This is a genomic window from Kitasatospora sp. NPDC101183 (genome assembly GCF_044767945.1).
Taxonomy (GTDB): domain Bacteria; phylum Actinomycetota; class Actinomycetes; order Streptomycetales; family Streptomycetaceae; genus Kitasatospora.
This window is the reverse complement of the sequence record NZ_JBIWOW010000024.1, coordinates 14,282-30,508: the sequence shown is the minus strand read 5'-3', so window position 1 is coordinate 30,508 and position 16,227 is coordinate 14,282. Positions and strand designations below refer to the sequence as shown.

Sequence of the window (16,227 nt, the reverse complement as noted above, 5' to 3'; positions counted from 1 at the left end):
CGGCACTCATGCCAACGCCTCCCGCATCGCGATCCTGGCCCGGCGGGCGCGGGTCTTCACCGTGCCTTCCGGCAGTCTGAGCAGGACGGCGGTCTCCCGGACGGACAGGCCGTCGAGCACCGTGGCCTGCAGTACCGCTCGAAGTTCCGGCGCCAGCCGCCGCAGGGCGTCGCCGACATCGCCGCCGACGGTCCCGGCCAGGGCCTCCTCCTCCGCGGCGGGCACCACGGCCCGCTCGGCGGCGGCGACCGGCGGTTCGGCGTGGTGGGCCCGACGCCGGAACGCGTCGACGAGACGGCGCGCCGCGATCGTCCACAGCCACCCGACGGCCGTCCCGCCGACCGCACTCCCGGCGAACGCGCCGGCCGCGCGCCACACCGCCAGATAGGTCTCCTGCATGACTTCGGCGACGATCTGCTCGTCCGCGCAGCGACGGCGCAACCGCACCACCAACCACGGCGACGTGCGCCGGTACAACTCGTCGAACGCCCCTCGGTCACCTCTGGCCACCAGCCGGACGAGGTGCTCCTCGTCCAGCACGTCCAGCGCTCTCCTCCGTGATCTCACACCAGCCAGACGCCCGGTACGACGCGCGGGTTCTGCATCTGCCGTGACCTGCGTCACACGACTTCCGCCCTGCGGCCCGCGCCCGATGACGCTCCCGCCGGCCCGCGATCCCGGATGCACCGCGCCGGAGTTCGGGCGATGACCGCCGGCCCGGAACCCGGCCGCCCCCGGCCAGGGCTCAGCACCACCGGAGTGTCCGCCCCGTCAGCACCCGCTGCCGAAGGTGCCCTTGAGGGGATCGGGCCTGGCGGAGCAGGTGGGGCAGCGGAGGCGGGTGTAGATGGCGACGGGGCCCATGAAGACGTCCTCGCGACCATCGGCCGGGGAGGTGGAGCGGGCGGGGGCGCCGCAGTCGAGGCAGGTGCGGGTGGGGCGGGCGAGGACGGAGCAGGCGCGGCAGATCAGGTGGGTGGGGTGCTCGGCGTGGACGACGACGGGCTGGGGGCCGCCGTGGAGCAGGTGGTCGCACCAGGTGCAGGACTCGTCCGCCTGGGAGGCCAGCATCCGGGCCCGCGTCTCCTGAAGCCACTTGGCCGCCTGCTGCACCAGGACCTTCTTCGGCGGCCCGTACCCCGACGCCTGCAGCCACTGCGCGCCCTCCGCCCCGGCCGCGCGCAGCTGGTCGTCGACGGCGATCTCCTCGGGCGTCCTGTCCTTCATCGGGCTTCTCCTCCGCTGCGGCTGTCCCGCCCGGGTTAACGCCCCCGGCCGCCCGCGGACACGCGGGCGGTCAACCCGTCAGCGACTCGGTGTCCCCGTGGGCGAGGAGCAGCTTGCGCAGCAGCCCGTCCAGCTGGACGCGCTCCTCGGCGTCGAGGGCGGAGAGGATGCGCTCCTCGTTCTCGACGTGCCCCTGCATCGCCCCGTCGATCAGCTCCTTGCCCGCCGGGGTGAGGCGGACGAGGACGGCGCGGCGGTCGTTCGGGCAGGGGTTGCGCTCGACGAGGCCCTTCGCGGACAGGCGGTCGACCCGGTTGGTGATGGCGCCGGAGGTGACCATCGCGGCCTTGAGCAGGGCGCGGGCGTTGAGCTCGTAGGGCTCGCCGGAGCGGCGCAGGGTGGCGAGGACGTCGAACTCGGAGGAGTCCAGGCCTCGGGTGGTGAAGTAGGCGCGCAGGGCGTTGTCCACCCGGACGTTGAGGCGGCGCAGCCGGCCGATCAGGGCGATGCCGTCGGTGTCGAGCTCGGGGCGGGCCCTGTTCCACTGCTCGACGATCTCGTCGATGGTGTCGCGCTGCTGCATGCCGTCCTCCGCCGTCTCTGCTTCTCCAGCCCCGCCCCAACTATCTTAACATTCACATACTTGACGTTCGCCTACCTCCGGGCGTAGAAATATCTCAACGTTCAGATAATCAACGTTCAGGGGGATCTCATGGACCGCAAGCGCCTCGGCATCGCCGCCACCGCCGCCCTCGCCCCGGCGATGTGGGGCACCACCTACCTGGTGACCACCCAGCTGCTCCCCGAGGGCCGCCCGCTCCTGCTCGCCGCCCTGCGCGCCCTCCCGGCCGGGCTCCTCCTGCTCCTCCTCGGCCGCAAGCTCCCCAAGGGGCGCTGGTGGGGGCGCGCCGCGATCCTCGGGATGCTCAACATCGGGCTGTTCTTCCCGCTCACCTTCGTCGCCGCCTACCGCCTGCCCGGCGGCGTCGCGGCCACCATCGGGGCGATCCAGCCGCTGCTCGTCGCCGGGTTCTCCATCGGCGTCCTCGGCGTACGGCCCGGGCGGCGGGCCCTGTTCGCCGGGCTCGTCGGCGTCGGCGGGGTCGCCCTGCTCGTCCTCAACGGCCACGCCCGCCTCGACGGCCTCGGGATCGCCGCGATGGTCGCCGCGATCGCGCTGATGGCCATGGGCACCGTCCTGATCCGCCGCTGGGGCCGCCCCGAGGGCGCCACCCTGCTGGACCTCACCGCCTGGCAACTCCTCGCCGGCTCGATCGTCCTCGTCCCGCTCGCCGCCTTCGTCGAGGGCGCCCCGCCCGCGCTGAGCGCCGCCAACCTCTCCGGCTTCGCCTACCTCAGCCTCTTCAGCACCGCCGTCGGCTACGTCCTCTGGTTCCGCGGCATCGACCGCCTCGGCGCCGGCCCGGCCTCCTTCCTCGGCCTGATCAACCCCGTCATCGCCACCCTCGGCGGCCTGGTCGTCCTCCACCAGACCCTCACCCCCTGGCAGCTCCTCGGCCTCGCCCTCGCCCTCGGCGCCCTCCTCCTCGGCCAGTCCCCCACCCGCCGCCCCACCCCGCCCGTCCCGACCCCCACCACCCCAACCCCCACCCCAACCCCCGTCCCCGCCCGCTGACCCACCCCACCCCTCGCCCACGCCCCGCCCACCCCTCGCCCGCGCCCCGCCACCCCGGCGGGGCGCGGGCGTTTCCACGGGCGCCCGAACGGCAGCCCGGGGGTCAGCCCGTGGCGCGGATGTAGATGTCGGCGGCGTCGGGGTGGGTGTCGGGGGTGGGGGTGACGTAGATGGTGCGGGCGGGGGAGGTCGTGGTGGGGGTGGGGAGTTCGGGGGCGGAGGTGGGGGAGGTGGGGCCGAGGGCGGCGGTGAGGTCGGGTGGGAGGGGGGAGGTGGGGCCCGGGGCGGGGAGGTCGTAGGTGCGGAGGAACTCGCCGATGCCGGGGACGCGGTAGTGGAGGTAGGCGACGGGCGCGCCGTCGGCGGTGCGGGTGTAGACGGCGCCGACGGGGACGTAGTAGTGGGCGGCGCCGGGGTGCTGGGAGGGGTGGAGGCCGGCGAGGCGTTCGGCGCGTTCGCGGTCGCCCCGGCCGGGGGTGCCGACGGTGAGGGCGTTGACGCCGCGGACGAGGAGGGCCGCGGCGACGGCGACGAGCAGGACGAGCCCGACCGCGACGGTGCGCCGCAGGACGGGCCGTCCGTGCAGGGCGGGCCAGGAGTCGGTCACGGTGCGCTCGGGCGGCAGGGCCTCCGGGATGCCGTCCATGGCAGCTCGCTCCCCTGTTCGATCAGGACGTCACACCTGCTCGACGTAGGAGGCCGGGCCGGAGTTCCTCACCCCAGCCGCGCCGGGGCGACGGCCGCCGTGGTGGCGCGCTGCGGGCTGCCGCTGCCGTCCGCGGGGACGGACCACAGGTCGGCGCCGTAGTCCCCGGGCAGGGCGTAGAGGAGGGTGCCGTCGGAGGTCCACAGCGCCTGGTCGTCGATGTTGCGGTGCTCGGCGGTGGCCGTCTCCACGCCGGTGGCCAGGTCGAGGACGTACAGCCGCCAGGGCGAGTCCGCCGACAGGCCCGGGACGCGCTTCTTGTACGCGACGCGGGTGCCGTCCGGCGAGAGCGAGGGGCACTCGACGTTGTCGTGCAGGGTGGTGAGGGTGCGGGCCCCCAGGTCCCCCCGGACGAGGTGGGTCTGCCCGGCGGTGGCGACGGTGGCGTAGAAGGTGGTGTCGTCGGCGAAGGTGACGCCCCAGATGTTGATGTCGTGCGCCTGGTAGGGGTGCCCGTCCTTGACGACGGTGAAGTCCTCCAGGTTCTCCCGCAGGTTCCAGTCCCGGACGTCGACGATCGAGGTGCGGGTGGAGAAGTTGGTGCCCGCGTACGAGTCGCCGCTGACGAAGACCGTCCAGGCGGCGAGGTGCCCGGACGGGGAGACCCGGGCGCGGGTCGGGATGCCGGCGGCGGGGAAGGAGCGCTGCTCGTGCAGGTGGTCGTCGAGGATGACCGTCCGGTACGTGTCGGACAGCGCGCCGTGGACGGCCTGGAGGCAGACGCCGGTGCCGGCGGCGGCGTGGAAGCGCAGGCACTGGACGCCGGAGGCGGTGCGCGGGGCGTCGGGCCGGTCGGCGGGGACGGAGGTGATCTCGTCGCGGTGCGGGCCCCAGGCCATGTTGCGGAAGAGCAGCTGCCCGCCCCGGCTCAGGCTGACCTCGCCGGTGTGGACGGACGGCCCGCCGGGCTGAGCCTGGTCGCGTTCGGCGCCGCGGTCGGCCGCGTACAGGACGGCGCCGGTGCCGACGCCCCCGAGCAGCAGGACGGCGACGAGCAGGACGAGCACCCGGGTGCGGGTCCGGAGGTTCATGCGGTCTCCTCTACGGCGGTGGGGCGCAGCACCAGGGCCGCGCCGAGGACGCACAGCGCCAGCGCCCCCGCCGACCAGGCGAGCGCGCCCGTGCCGCCGACAGCGCTCCAGAGCGCGCCGAACAGCAGCGAGCAGGCGAACCGGGCGAGCGCCTGCCCGGTGCCGACGAGGGCGAGCCCGGCGCCGCGCTGCTCGGCGGGCACGGTGTCGGCGGCCGCGGCGGCGAGCACGCCGTCGGTGGCCGCGTAGAAGGAGCCGTGCAGCACCAGCACGCAGACGACCACGGGCAGCCCCTGCAGCGGCGAGAGCAGCAGCCCGTACGCGAGCAGCAGCAGCCCGTGCCCGGCGAGGAAGAGGACGCGGCGGCCGATCCGGTCGGCGAGCAGGCCGAGGGGGACGGCGAGCAGCAGGAAGGCGGCGGCGGTGCCGAGGGGCAGCAGCGGGAAGAGGGTGACGGAGAGGCCGAGGCGCCGCTGGATCAGCAGGTAGAGGAAGGAGTCGCTGACGGTGGTGAGGCCGAGCAGCACCGCGCAGAGGGTGAGCCGGCGCAGGCCGGGCAGGCGCAGCAGGGTGAGGCTGTCGCGCAGCGAGGGGGCGGGAGTTGACGGATCGTCAGTTCCGTAGCGGTTGGGCACGAACAGCAGCAGGACCAGCACGCCGAGCGCCGCGATGCAGGCGCTGACGGCGAACACCGCGTCGTAGCCGTGCTGTTCGCCGCCGTCCGCGAGCAGCGGGCCGCCGGCCATGCGCAGGACCAGGAAGGCGGTGAGCGGGCCGAGCAGCGCGCCGCAGGTGTCCATGGCCCGGTGGACGCCGAACGCCCTTCCCCGGTGGGCGGGTTCGGTGGCGAGGGAGATCATCGCGTCCCGGGGAGCGGTGCGCAGGCCCTTGCCGGTGCGGTCGACGGCGATGACGGCGCCGATCAGCGGCACGGTGTGGGCGAACAGCAGCAGCGGCTTGCACAGCGCCGACAGGCCGTACCCGACGGCGGCGACGGCCTTGTGCCGGGCGGCGCCGTCGCGGCCCCGGCGGTCGGCGAGGTGGCCGCCGACGAGGCGGACGAGGGCGCTGAACCCGTTCTGGAGGCCGTCCAGCAGGCCGAAGCCGAGCGGGGACAGGCCGAGGCCGGTGAGCAGGTACAGCGGGAGCACGGCGGTGACCATCTCGGAGGAGATGTCGGTCACCAGGCTGACGGTGCCGAGGGCGAGCACCGCGCCCGGCACGGCGCGCAGGGCGGCACCCCGCCGCGCCGGCCCGGAGGGGCCGGGCGCGACGGGGGCCTTGGTGCTGCGGGAGTCCGCGACGTACACGGGCGTCAGTTCCAGATGCCGGTGATGTCGGTGGCGGAGGCGGAGTTGCCGGCGTGCGCGTTCACGCCCGCGAGGTCCTCCAGGGTGTGCAGCACGTCGTAGTGGTTGTAGTGGGTCGAGGTGTTGCTGCCGGGGGCGACGTGCGCGCCGAACACGAGGGTCGGGATGCGGTTGCCGGCCAGGCGGTTGTCCTCGTCGAAGGTGACGACGAGGAGGCTGTTGTGGGACTTGGCCCACTGGGCGTAGCCGTCCAGGCTGCTCTGCAGCCAGGAGTCGCCGGTGCCGACCGAACAGTCGTGCATGTCGTTGCACAGGTCCGGGACGACGAAGGAGACCTTCGGCAGGGTGGTGTAGTCGGTCGGGAAGGAGTCCATCCCGTACGCGGTGGAGGTGGGGACGTTGCCGAAGCCGAACCACGGGTTGTGCTTCTGGGCGTAGGTGTCCACCCGGCAGTCGGTGGCGCCGACGCTCGGGATGGCCTCGTTGTAGCTCGCCCAGCTCTGGCCGGAGGCAGCCAGCTCGGAGGCCAGGTTCGGGCCCTGGAGGGCGCCGACGTCCACGCAGCTGTCGTCGGTGATGCCCTGGGAGCTGCCGGAGAACAGCATGTAGTAGTTCGGCTGGCTCGGGTGGGTGAGCGCGTACGACTGGCTCAGGGTGGCGCCGCCGGGCACCAGGGTGCCGTTGACGTACGGGGCGCTGGAGCTGCCGACAACCTGGTTGTAGGCGTGGTTCTCCATCACGACGACGACCACGTGGTCCGGGGTCGGGAGCGCGGCGGCGGTGTCGGCGGAGGCGCTGCCGCCCGCGGCCCACAGGCCGAGGGAGCCGGCGACCAGGCCGAGGCCGGTGGCGAGGGCGGTGATGGGGCGGAGCCTGCGGGGGGTACCGGCGGTGCGGAGTCGTGCGAAGGCCATGACGTCCTCCGTGTGTCGGGGAAGCTGCCCGGGACGGGCTGCGCGGGGCCCGGCACGGCCCGGTGGTCCGAGCCGTGCAGGGCGCCCAGAACAGTAGGATCGACCGGGTGTCGTGTACCGCACAAGACAAGTGAAGAACAGACGAACAGCTCCCGCGCGACGGCGGTGCCCGTCACACGGGTCCACACGGGTCCACACGGGTCCCGATTGACCCCTTCCGTCCGTGCGTGGTGGGATCTCGGGGGCCCGAGCACGGGGTTCTCGGCATTCTCGGCGTTCTCGGCATTCTCGGCATGCGAGTCAGTGAGGGAGTCTGCACGGATGATCGCGGTGATCTCCTTCCCCCGGGAAGCGGCCTGGACCCTCGCCAACGTGCTGCACGCCGCGTGGCCGGAGAGCAGCGTGGTGCGGCACGCCAGGTACACCAACTGCTTCCAGCCTCCGGAGGCGCTCGCCTACGCCCTCGGGTCCTTCGAGCAGACGGTGGTCGTCGGCTCCGTCCGCCAGGTCGTGTCGCTGCTGGACGGCTTCGGCGGCGACCTGCGCGGCAAGGACCTGCTCTGCGTGGACCCGGGGGCCCGCTGGGTGATCCGGCTCGCCGGCGGGGACCGGGCCGCCGAACTGGCCCGGGAGGTGCAGGCCGTACTCGGCGCCACGCCCGTCCTCGACGGGACGGGCCCGCTGCCCACGGACCCGCCGCCCCCGAACGCCTCGCCGGACGTGCCCGAGGACGCCCCCGTGCTGCGCGTCACCGACCAGGAGGACCCGGGGGACGGGGACCTGCTGGTCGTCCCCCGCACCCTCGTCCTCGGCATCGGCGCGAGCAGCGCCGCCGGCCCGGCCGAGGCGATGCGGCTGCTGACGGCCACCCTGGAGGAGACCGGCTACCTGCGGCGGGCGATCGGCTGGATCGCCACCGTCGAGGGCAAGGGCGGCCACCCGGCCGTGCGGTGGGCCGCCCGCTGCCTCAACGTGCCCGTGGAGGAGCACCCGGCGGAGCTGCTGGCCGACGTCACCGTGCCCAACCCCTCGGAGGGAGTAGGCGCGGCCGTGGGCACCCCGAGCGTGGCCGAGGCGGCCGCGCTGGCGAGCGCCGGTGTCGGCGAACTCGTCGTCCCCAAGCGGAAGTCGGCGGGGACGACGATCGCCATCGCCCGGGCGGCGCTGCGCGGACGGCTGGCGACGATCGGCCTCGGGCCGGGCGAGCACGACCTGCTGGTGCCCCGCGCCCTGGCCGAACTGCGGCGCGCCTCCGCCGTGGTGGGGCGACCGGAGGCCGTCGAGGCGGTGGCCTCCCTGCTGCGGCCGGGCACCCGGCGGGTCGCCCTGCCCGCACCGGGGGCGATCCGCACCAACCCGGGCGAGCCCAAGGACTGGCCGGGCGCGGCCACCGACCGCGCCGGGGCCCTCCTCGACCCCGCCGGGGCCGCCGCCACCCTCGCCTCGCACGGGCACGCCGTCGCCCTGGTCGCCCTCGGTGACGGCTCCGGCCTCACCGTGCCGCCCGGGGCGTACGACCTCCACCACGTGCCGGGCCTCCCGACCGTCTAGCCAGGAGCACCACATGACCACCACCGAACCCGATCTGCGCCACCACGGCGACGCCGAGGTCCGCGCCGACGGGCTCGGCCTGGTCGACCTCGCCGTCAACGTGCGCACCGGCACCCCGCCGCAGTGGCTGCGCGACCGGCTCGCCGCCACCCTCGGCGACCTCGCCGCCTACCCCGACCAGCGGGCCGCGCGCGCCGCGGTGGCCGCGCGGCACGGGCGGCCGGTGGAGGAGGTGCTGCTCACCTCGGGGGCGGCGGAGGCGTTCGTCCTGCTCGCACGGGTGCTGACGGCTCGTCACATCACGGTCGTTCACCCACAGTTCACGGAGCCGGAGGCGGCCCTGCGCGACGCCGGGCACCAGGTGCACCGGGTGCTGCTCTCCCCGGGGGACGGCTTCCGCCTCGGCGGCGTCCCCGAGGAGGCCGACCTGGTCGTGCTCGGCAACCCGACCAACCCCACCTCCGTCCTGCACCCCGCCGAGGCCGTCGCCGCTCTCGCCCGCCCGGGGCGCACCCTGGTCGTGGACGAGGCGTTCATGGACACCGTCCCCGGCGAGCGCGAGTCCCTGGCCTCCGTACGCGACCTGCCCGGCCGGGTCGTCGTGCTGCGCAGCCTCACCAAGACCTGGGGCCTCGCCGGCCTGCGCATCGGCTACGCGCTCGGCCCCGCGCCCCTGATCGCCGAACTCGCCGCCGCCCAGCCCCTCTGGCCGGTCTCCACCCCCGCCCTCACCGCCGCCGAGGCCTGCAGCACCCCGGAGGCCCTGGCCGAGGCGGAGCAGGCCGCCGCCGAACTCACCCTCCGGCGCGCCTACCTCCTCAAGGGCCTCGCCGCCTTCCCGGCCGTCCGGGTCCACGGCGAACCCGCCGCCTCCTTCGTCCTGATCCACCTCCCCGACGCCGCCGCCGTCCGCCGCCGCCTGCGCACCCGCGGCTACGCCGTCCGCCGCGGCGACACCTTCCCCGGTCTCGGTGAGGACTGGCTCCGCATCGCCGTCCGCGACGAGGAGACCACCGACGCCTTCCTCAACGCCCTGGCCGCCGTGCTCAGTTGACCACCACGACCTCGTCTCCGACCGCGATGCGGCCCGGGGTGAGGACGGTGGCGTAGACGCCGGCGCAGGGGAGCGCGGGCATGCCGTCGAGGGGGACGAGACGGTTGTGGGTGGCCGGGGTTCGGAGGGCGTCCGGGTGGCGGGGGAGGTCGCCGTGGCGGAGGGTGGGAACGGCGCAGCGGGGGCTGGGGGCGACGATGCGCAGGCGCAGGGTCGGGCCGATCGTCACCTCGCGGCCCACCCAGGCGTTCTCGACGTAGCCGGCGCCCTCGGTACGGATCACCAGGTTGGGGCGGTAGCGCTCCGCCTCGGTGGCGACGGCCTCCAGGGTGGAGGTGGTGATCAGGTGCAGCGGGGCGAAGTCGAAGAAGCCGCCGTCGGGGGCGGCGCGGCCCAACTCGTTGACGGTGAAGTCGACTTCGGTGTCGATTCCCTGCGCCAGGACCTCCTCCGGAACGGACCGTTCGACGGCGGCGCCGGGCGGGCGTTCGTCGATCAGCGCGACCTTGCGGCCGATCGCCTCGGACAACTCCGCGTCGTCGGCGACCCGTTGGCCGTCCGGGCCGGTGATCGTCACCTCGCCCCCGAGGGCGGCGGCCGCCCGGTAGCCGAGCAGGCCCGCCCAGAGGCGGGGGTGCTTGGCGCTGGCGATGCGGCCGGTGGTGAGGTCGAGCAGCGCCCGCGCGCGGTCGCCCGCCAGGCCCCGACCGTCCACGGCCGACTCCTGGACGTCCTCCCCGAGCAGCGACTTCACCGGGTGGCGCCGCAGCCGCTCAATGGTTCCGGCCCGCATCAGTCCTCCTCCGCCCACTCGCGCAGCGCCTCGAAGTGCGGCTCCCGCAGGCCCGTCCGGGGGTCGACCCACAGCGGCAGGGCCGGGCCGGGGTGGTTGGCCGCGATCCACTCGATGTCCAGCGGGCCGAGCTCGTCGTCCAGCCAGACGAAGGAGCGCCCGTCCGCCCAGGCGACCAGGTCCCTGGTCTTCCAGTGCAGCCCGTCCGGGTCGTCCCCGAAGAGGTTCGTCCAGGTGATGTACGGGAGTTCGGGCAGCCCGATGCGCGGGCCTATGTGGGAGTTCGCGTCCTCCATCCAGGTGGTGGCCCAGACGAGTTCGTACGGCAGGGCGAGCAACTCCGGCCCGTGCGCGGGGTTCAGCCACACCCGCAGCGGCTTCACCTGATTGCGCGGCGTCGGCGCGTTGCGCGTCACCCAGCCCTCGGGGAGCAGCCGGTGGGTCTCGTACCCCTCGGGCCGGCGGGTGTCCGGTGCGGCGTAGGGGTTGAGGGGTCCGTCCACGTCGATGAGGAGAAGGGGCTGCGTCATGCCGTGAATTGTCCGGCGGCCCTGCGGGATCCGCCAGCGTTTTACCCGATCACGGCCGGTTCCACATGCCCCGGGCGGCGAGCAGCGGCAGCACGCCCTCCCCGAACCAGTACGCCTCCTCCAGGTGCGGCATGCCGCTGAGCACGAACTCGTCGATCCCCGCCGCGTGGTACTCGCCGATCAGGTCGGCGACCTCCCGGTGGCTCCCCACCAGCGCCGTCCCGGCGCCGCCGCGCAGCAGCCCGATCCCGGCCCACAGCCCGGGGTACACCTCCAGCCGCTCCGCCGAGCCGCCGTGCAGGGCGAGCATCCGCCGCTGGCCCTCCGACTCGCTCTCGCCGAGGGCCCGTTGGGTCTCCCGCACCCGGGCCGGGTCCATCCCGGCGAGCAGCCGCTCGGTCTCGGCCCAGGCCTGCGCGGCGGTGTCCCTGGTGATCACGTGCAGCCGGACACCGAACCGGGGCTTGCGCCCGTGGGCGGCGGCGAGGTCACGGATCCAGCGCACCTTCTCCCGTACCTGCGCGGGCGGTTCGCCCCAGGTCAGGTAGACGTCGGCGTGCCGGGCCGCGATCTCGCCGGCCGCCGGGGAGGAGCCGCCGAAGTACACCGTCGGCACCGGGTCGGGCAGCCGGTTCAACTGCGCGCCCTCGACGCGCAGATGGGGCCCGTGGTGGTCGACCGTCTCCCCCGCCCACAGCCGCCCGACCACGTCCAGGAACTCCCCCGTCCGCGCGTACCGGCCCTCCTTGTCGAGGAAGTCCCCGTACGCCCGCTGCTCGGCGGACTCCCCGCCCGTCACCACGTTGAGCAACAGCCGCCCGCCGGACTGCCGTTGGTACGTGGCCGCCATCTGCGCGGCCAGCGTCGGCGAGATCTGCCCGGGCCGGAACGCCACCAGGTACTTCAGCCGCTCCGTCACCTGCGTGAGCATCGCGGTGGTCAGCCAGGCGTCCTCGCACCAGGCCCCGGTCGGGGTGAGCACCCCCTCGAAGCCCAACTGCTCGGCGCTGCGCGCGACCTGGCCCAGGTAGCCCAGCTCCGGTGGCCGGTGCGCCCCCGCCGTCCCCGGCGTCGACCCGTGCCCGCCCCCGACGATCTGCCGGCTGTCGCCGTTGGTCGGGAGGAACCAGTGGAACACCAGGGACATGGTCGCGCTCCTGCGGTCGGGTACCCGATTATCCGTTCGCGCTCCACCGGCCCTCAAGAGAAACGGGCGAGCCGACAAACGCCCGTAACAATCGCCCCGCGACCGAACGCCCCGCGACCGAACGCCCGCAGGCCCCTCCCCGAGCGGGGAGGGGCCTGCGGGACGGCGATGCGGGGGCGGATCAGACCTGGCCGGCCTTCTCCAGCGCCGCGCAGCAGGTGTTGATCATGAGGCGGGTGACGACGTACGGGTCGACGTTCGCGTTCGGGCGGCGGTCCTCGATGTAGCCCTTCTGGTCCACCTCGACCTGCCACGGGATGCGGACGGAGGCGCCGCGGTTGGAGACGCCGTAGCTGTAGACGTTCCACGGGGCGGTCTCGTGCTTGCCGGTCAGGCGGGACTGGATGTCGTCACCGTACTGGTTGACGTGCTCCAGGACGATCTCCTGGGAGGCGCCGAGCGACTCGCAGGCGGTGATGATGGCGTCGTAGCCCTCGCGCATCGCCTTGGTGGAGAAGTTGGTGTGCGCACCCGCGCCGTTCCAGTCGCCGCGGACCGGCTTGGCGTCGAGGGTGGCGTCGATGCCGAACTCCTCGGCGGTGCGGTAGAGCAGGTAGCGGGCGATCCACAGGTCGTCGGAGACGGTCAGGGCGTCGACCGGGCCGATCTGGAACTCCCACTGGCCGGGCATGACCTCGGCGTTGATGCCGCAGATCGCCAGGCCGGCGTCGATGCAGCGGTCCAGGTGCAGCTCGACGATCTCGCGGCCGAAGACCTCCTCGGCGCCGACGCCGCAGTAGTAGCCGCCCTGCGGGGCCGGGTAGCCGCCCTCGGGGAAGCCGAGCGGGCGGGAGCCCTTGAAGAAGGTGTACTCCTGCTCGATGCCGAAGATCGACTCCTGCGCGGTGTACTTCTCCTCGACCTCGCGCAGCAGGGCGCGGGTGTTGGACTCGTGCGGGGTGCCGTTGGTCTCCAGGACCTCGCACAGGACGAGGATGTTGTCGCCACCGCGGATCGGGTCCTTGACGACCTTCACCGGCTCCAGCACGCGGTCCGAGGCGTGGCCCTCGGCCTGGTTGGTCGAGGAACCGTCGAAGCCCCAGGTCGGGATCTTGTCGGCGTTGGGAAGGACGCGAGTCTTGGAACGGAGCTTCGCGGTCGGCTTGGTGCCGTCGATCCAGATGTACTCGGCCTTGATTGCCACGGCGTGTCCCTCGCGTTGCTGGGTGGTGGGTGCCCGCGTAGCGTCGCAAGCCGCCGTTTCCCGGTTGTTCCCCTCGTGTAACGCGCAGGTGAACCAACCGTCCGCAGTGGCACCGTCACGGTGAGGGAGTGCCGGGCCTGGCACTCCCCCACCGTCGGGTGCCTAGTGGCGGCCCCGGCGCCGCCGGGTGGCCCACAGGGCGGCCGCACCGCCCGCGACCAGGGCGGCCGCACCGGCGGCCAGGGGGGCGGTGGCGCCGCTGCCGCCGGTGGTCGCGAGGCGCTCGGGGGCGGCCGAGGCCGAGGCGGCCCGCGCGGCCGTCGTCACATCGGCGGCCGGCTGCGCGCTCGGGGTGCCGGAGGGCACGACGGACGGCGTCACCGACGGCCCGCCCGGCTTCTCGCAGCTCACCGAGGCGACGGTGACGGTGCCGGTGACCTTGGCGACGTTCAGGTTCAGCGGGTTCACCTCCACGTGCACCTCCAGCGCGGAGGCGGCGGCCGTGGTCGTGGTGGTGCTCTTCTTCGAGAACTCCACCGAGACGCTGCCGACCGCCGGGACGTCCACCTTCGTCGGCCCGTACAGGCCGAGGGTGACGGACTTGCCCAGCACGGTGAGCTTCGCGGGCGCGACGACGTTCGCGGTCGGCTGCCCGTCCACCGGGCAGGTGGCCTCGGCGCTCATCGCCTCCACACCGAGCAGGGCGGTGGCGGTGAGGCCGGGGGCGTTGACGTCGGCGTTGACGAGCTTGACGGAGGCGACGGCGCCCTTCTCGTCGACCCGGGTGACGGACTTGCCTATGTCCGCCTTGACCAGGGTGACAGGGCGCTGCTGGTCGACGCCGTTGACCGCCGCCGTCAGCACCGAACCGTCGCGCTGCGCCGGGGACTCGACCTTGTTGAGCGCGATGTTCACGGGGACGTCCACCGCGTTGTTCAACAGCTTGACGTCCAGGGCGAGTTCGGCGGTGACGGCCCGCGCCTTGCCCGCAGCGGGGGCGGGCGCAGGGTCCGCCTGCGCGGGCGGAGCGGTGAGCAGCGCACACACGACCGTGGCGGCTGCTGCGGAAACGATTCGGCGAGAAGACATGGCGGTACCCCCACACACAACGGGTGAAACGGTGAGCCGCCAGTCTTCTCAAACGATCCGTCACATGAGTCACACAGAACGTCATTTCACCCTTTGGAGTGAGATTGACGCTCTGTGCTGACATCGATCTGCTACGTGACGACCGAGCGACGACTACGGCAGCCGCCAGTCCACCGGCTGCGCCCCCTGCCGCACCAGCAGCTCGTTCGCCCGGCTGAACGGCCGCGAGCCGAAGAACCCGCTGTTCGCCGAGTACGGGCTCGGGTGCGGGGACTCGATCGCCGGCACCTCCCCGAGCAGCGGCCGCAGGTTGCGGGCGTCCCGCCCCCACAGGATCGCCACCATCGGACCGCCGCGCGCCACCAGCGCCCGGATCGCCTGCTCGGTGACCTCCTCCCAGCCCTTGCCCTTGTGCGCGTTGGAGTTGCGCGGCGCGGTGGTCAGCGACCGGTTGAGCAGCAGCACGCCCTGCTTCGTCCACGGGGTGAGGTCCCCGTTGGACGGCTGCGGCAGGCCCAGGTCGTTGCCGTACTCCTGGTAGATGTTGATCAGGCTCGCCGGGATCGGCCGCACCTCGGGCGCGACCGAGAAGCTCAGCCCGACGGCGTGGCCGGGGGTCGGGTACGGGTCCTGCCCGACGATCAGCACCCGCACATCGGCGAGGGGCTGCTGGAACGCCCGCAGGACGTTCGGGCCGGACGGCAGGTACGTACGGCCGGCGGCGAGCTCGGCGCGCAGGAAATCGCCCATCGCGGCGATCCGCCCGGCGACGGGCTCCAGGGCGGTGGCCCAACCGGGCTCGACGATCTCATTCAGTGGACGCGGTGCCATGGTTCTCACCCTATCGGCCTACGCCGACAGGGCGTTCAGCAGATGATCACGTCCAGGGAGTGGACGGCCGTCACCCCACCACCCGCCCCCTCAGCACCACCAGCTCCGGGCCGGCCAGCACCCGTACGTCCGCCCGCGGGTCCTGCCCGTAGACCACGAAGTCCGCCGGCGCCCCCTCCTCCAGGCCCGGCCGCCCCAGCCACGCCCGCGCGCCCCAACTCGCCGCCGACAGCGCCTGCGCCGGGCTCAGCCCCGCCCGCACCAGCTCCGCCACCTCCTCCGCGACCAGCCCGTGCGCGAGCGAGCCGCCCGCGTCCGTCCCGACGAAGATCGGCACGCCCGCGTCGTTCGCGGCGCCCACCGTGTCGTAGCGGCGCTCGTGCAGCCGCCGCATGTGCGCCGCCCAGGCCGGGAACCTGGCCTCCCCGCCCGCCGCGAGGGAGGGGAAGGTGGCGATGTTGACCAGCGTCGGCACGATGGCGACCCCGCGCTCCGCGAAGACCGGGATCAGCTCCTCCGTCAGCCCGGTGGCGTGTTCGACGCAGTCGATCCCCGCCGCCAGCAGGTCCGGCAGGGACTCGGCCGCGAAGCAGTGCGCGGTGACCCTCGCGCCCTCCTCGTGCGCCGCAGCGATCGCCTCGGCCAGCGCGTCCCCGGGCCAGCAGGCGGCGAGGTCCCCGCGCTCGCGGTCGATCCAGTCGCCGACGAGCTTGACCCAGCCGTCCCCGCGCCGCGCCTCGGCCCGGACGTACGCGGCGAGGTCGCCCGGCTCGATCTCGTGCGCGTAGTTGCGGATGTAGCGGCGGGTGCGGGCGATGTGCCTCCCGGCGCGGATGATCCGGGGCAGGTCCTCGCGCTCGTCGATCCAGCGGGTGTCGGCGGCCGAGCCGGCGTCGCGGATGAGCAGGGTGCCGGCGTCGCGGTCGGTGAGGGCCTGCTTCTCGCTGGTCGCGGCGTCGACGGCGCCGTGCGCGTCCAGGCCGACGTGGCAGTGCGCGTCCACCAGGCCGGGCAGCACCCAGCCGCTCACCGTCCGGACGTCCCCGGCGGTGGGCGGGCGCGTGAAGCTCACCCGGCCGTCGACCACCCACAGCTCGTCCCGGACGTCCTCCGGCCCGACCAGCACCCGACCCCGCACGTGCAGCACCGCATCGCTCATGGCCGCACTCTAGGGCGTGCCGCCGGTTCCCGGTAAGCAGTGAAA

At 73.9% G+C, this 16,227-nt stretch carries 17 protein-coding genes; 3 read left to right on the top strand and 14 right to left on the bottom strand.

Annotated features, from left to right (window positions below; translation table 11 throughout):
* Positions 1 to 6 precede the first annotated feature (6 nt).
* The 3 genes from ACIRRS_RS29090 to ACIRRS_RS29080 form a co-directional block, all read right to left on the bottom strand.
* Positions 7 to 510 carry an RNA polymerase sigma factor gene (locus ACIRRS_RS29090; RefSeq protein ID WP_402976896.1) on the bottom strand — a complete coding sequence of 168 codons (504 nt, stop codon included), beginning with the start codon at positions 508 to 510 and terminating at the stop codon, positions 7 to 9.
* 261 nt (positions 511 to 771) lie between these two features.
* Entirely contained in the window at positions 772 to 1,227 is a 456-nt protein-coding gene (locus ACIRRS_RS29085; protein ID WP_402976674.1) for a hypothetical protein, read from the bottom strand.
* A gap of 70 nt (positions 1,228 to 1,297) precedes the next feature.
* Positions 1,298 to 1,810 (bottom strand): MarR family winged helix-turn-helix transcriptional regulator, encoded by a 513-nt coding sequence (locus tag ACIRRS_RS29080; RefSeq protein WP_402976671.1) that lies wholly within the window; start codon positions 1,808 to 1,810, stop codon positions 1,298 to 1,300.
* A 129-nt stretch (positions 1,811 to 1,939) separates the two neighbouring features.
* Between ACIRRS_RS29080 and ACIRRS_RS29075 the strand changes: the two genes are divergently transcribed.
* Positions 1,940 to 2,863, top strand: a complete 924-nt coding sequence (locus ACIRRS_RS29075) for an EamA family transporter (protein WP_402976668.1) — start codon at positions 1,940 to 1,942, stop codon at positions 2,861 to 2,863.
* 103 nt (positions 2,864 to 2,966) lie between these two features.
* Here the strand turns inward: ACIRRS_RS29075 and ACIRRS_RS29070 are convergent, their stop codons facing one another.
* The 4 genes from ACIRRS_RS29070 to ACIRRS_RS29055 form a co-directional block, all read right to left on the bottom strand.
* Positions 2,967 to 3,509: a hypothetical protein gene (locus tag ACIRRS_RS29070; protein ID WP_402976665.1), complete on the bottom strand. Its 543-nt coding sequence runs from the start codon at positions 3,507 to 3,509 to the stop codon at positions 2,967 to 2,969.
* 68 nt (positions 3,510 to 3,577) lie between these two features.
* On the bottom strand, positions 3,578 to 4,600 hold the full coding sequence (locus ACIRRS_RS29065) for a TolB family protein (protein WP_402976662.1): 1,023 nt from the start codon (positions 4,598 to 4,600) through the stop codon (positions 3,578 to 3,580).
* Positions 4,597 to 5,910: an MFS transporter gene (locus ACIRRS_RS29060; RefSeq protein ID WP_402976659.1), complete on the bottom strand. Its 1,314-nt coding sequence runs from the start codon at positions 5,908 to 5,910 to the stop codon at positions 4,597 to 4,599. Before ACIRRS_RS29060 ends, ACIRRS_RS29065 begins: the two co-directional genes overlap by 4 nt.
* Before the next feature lie 5 nt (positions 5,911 to 5,915).
* A complete protein-coding gene (locus ACIRRS_RS29055; RefSeq protein WP_402976656.1) occupies positions 5,916 to 6,824 on the bottom strand; it encodes an alkaline phosphatase family protein in 909 nt (302 codons plus the stop codon).
* Between the two features lie 321 nt (positions 6,825 to 7,145).
* Here ACIRRS_RS29055 and ACIRRS_RS29050 point away from each other — a divergent pair, with 321 nt between their 5' ends.
* Complete coding sequence (locus ACIRRS_RS29050) at positions 7,146 to 8,375, top strand: cobalamin biosynthesis protein (protein WP_402976653.1); 1,230 nt, start codon at positions 7,146 to 7,148, stop codon at positions 8,373 to 8,375.
* Positions 8,376 to 8,388: 13 nt separating this feature from the next.
* Positions 8,389 to 9,429, top strand: a complete 1,041-nt coding sequence (gene cobC, locus ACIRRS_RS29045; protein WP_402976650.1) for an Rv2231c family pyridoxal phosphate-dependent protein CobC — start codon at positions 8,389 to 8,391, stop codon at positions 9,427 to 9,429.
* On the opposite strand, the gene ACIRRS_RS29040 is transcribed toward cobC, so the two are convergent.
* The 7 genes from ACIRRS_RS29040 to ACIRRS_RS29010 all read right to left on the bottom strand — a co-directional run bounded on the left by ACIRRS_RS29040 (position 9,422) and on the right by ACIRRS_RS29010 (position 16,182).
* Positions 9,422 to 10,222, bottom strand: a complete 801-nt coding sequence (locus ACIRRS_RS29040) for an MOSC domain-containing protein (protein ID WP_402976648.1) — start codon at positions 10,220 to 10,222, stop codon at positions 9,422 to 9,424. The two genes, cobC and ACIRRS_RS29040, sit on opposite strands and share 8 nt — an antisense overlap.
* Positions 10,222 to 10,752: a hypothetical protein gene (locus ACIRRS_RS29035; RefSeq protein ID WP_402976645.1), complete on the bottom strand. Its 531-nt coding sequence runs from the start codon at positions 10,750 to 10,752 to the stop codon at positions 10,222 to 10,224. The genes ACIRRS_RS29040 and ACIRRS_RS29035 overlap by 1 nt, the downstream gene beginning before the upstream one ends.
* A gap of 49 nt (positions 10,753 to 10,801) precedes the next feature.
* Complete coding sequence (locus ACIRRS_RS29030; protein WP_402976642.1) at positions 10,802 to 11,899, bottom strand: LLM class flavin-dependent oxidoreductase; 1,098 nt, start codon at positions 11,897 to 11,899, stop codon at positions 10,802 to 10,804.
* 181 nt (positions 11,900 to 12,080) lie between these two features.
* A complete protein-coding gene (gene glnII / locus ACIRRS_RS29025; RefSeq protein WP_402976639.1) occupies positions 12,081 to 13,103 on the bottom strand; it encodes a glutamine synthetase GlnII in 1,023 nt (340 codons plus the stop codon).
* A gap of 162 nt (positions 13,104 to 13,265) precedes the next feature.
* Positions 13,266 to 14,192: an SCO1860 family LAETG-anchored protein gene (locus ACIRRS_RS29020; RefSeq protein WP_402976636.1), complete on the bottom strand. Its 927-nt coding sequence runs from the start codon at positions 14,190 to 14,192 to the stop codon at positions 13,266 to 13,268.
* A 153-nt stretch (positions 14,193 to 14,345) separates the two neighbouring features.
* Entirely contained in the window at positions 14,346 to 15,023 is a 678-nt protein-coding gene (locus tag ACIRRS_RS29015; protein WP_402976633.1) for a uracil-DNA glycosylase, read from the bottom strand.
* A gap of 70 nt (positions 15,024 to 15,093) precedes the next feature.
* Positions 15,094 to 16,182 (bottom strand): amidohydrolase family protein, encoded by a 1,089-nt coding sequence (locus ACIRRS_RS29010; RefSeq protein WP_402976630.1) that lies wholly within the window; start codon positions 16,180 to 16,182, stop codon positions 15,094 to 15,096.
* Positions 16,183 to 16,227 lie beyond the last annotated feature (45 nt).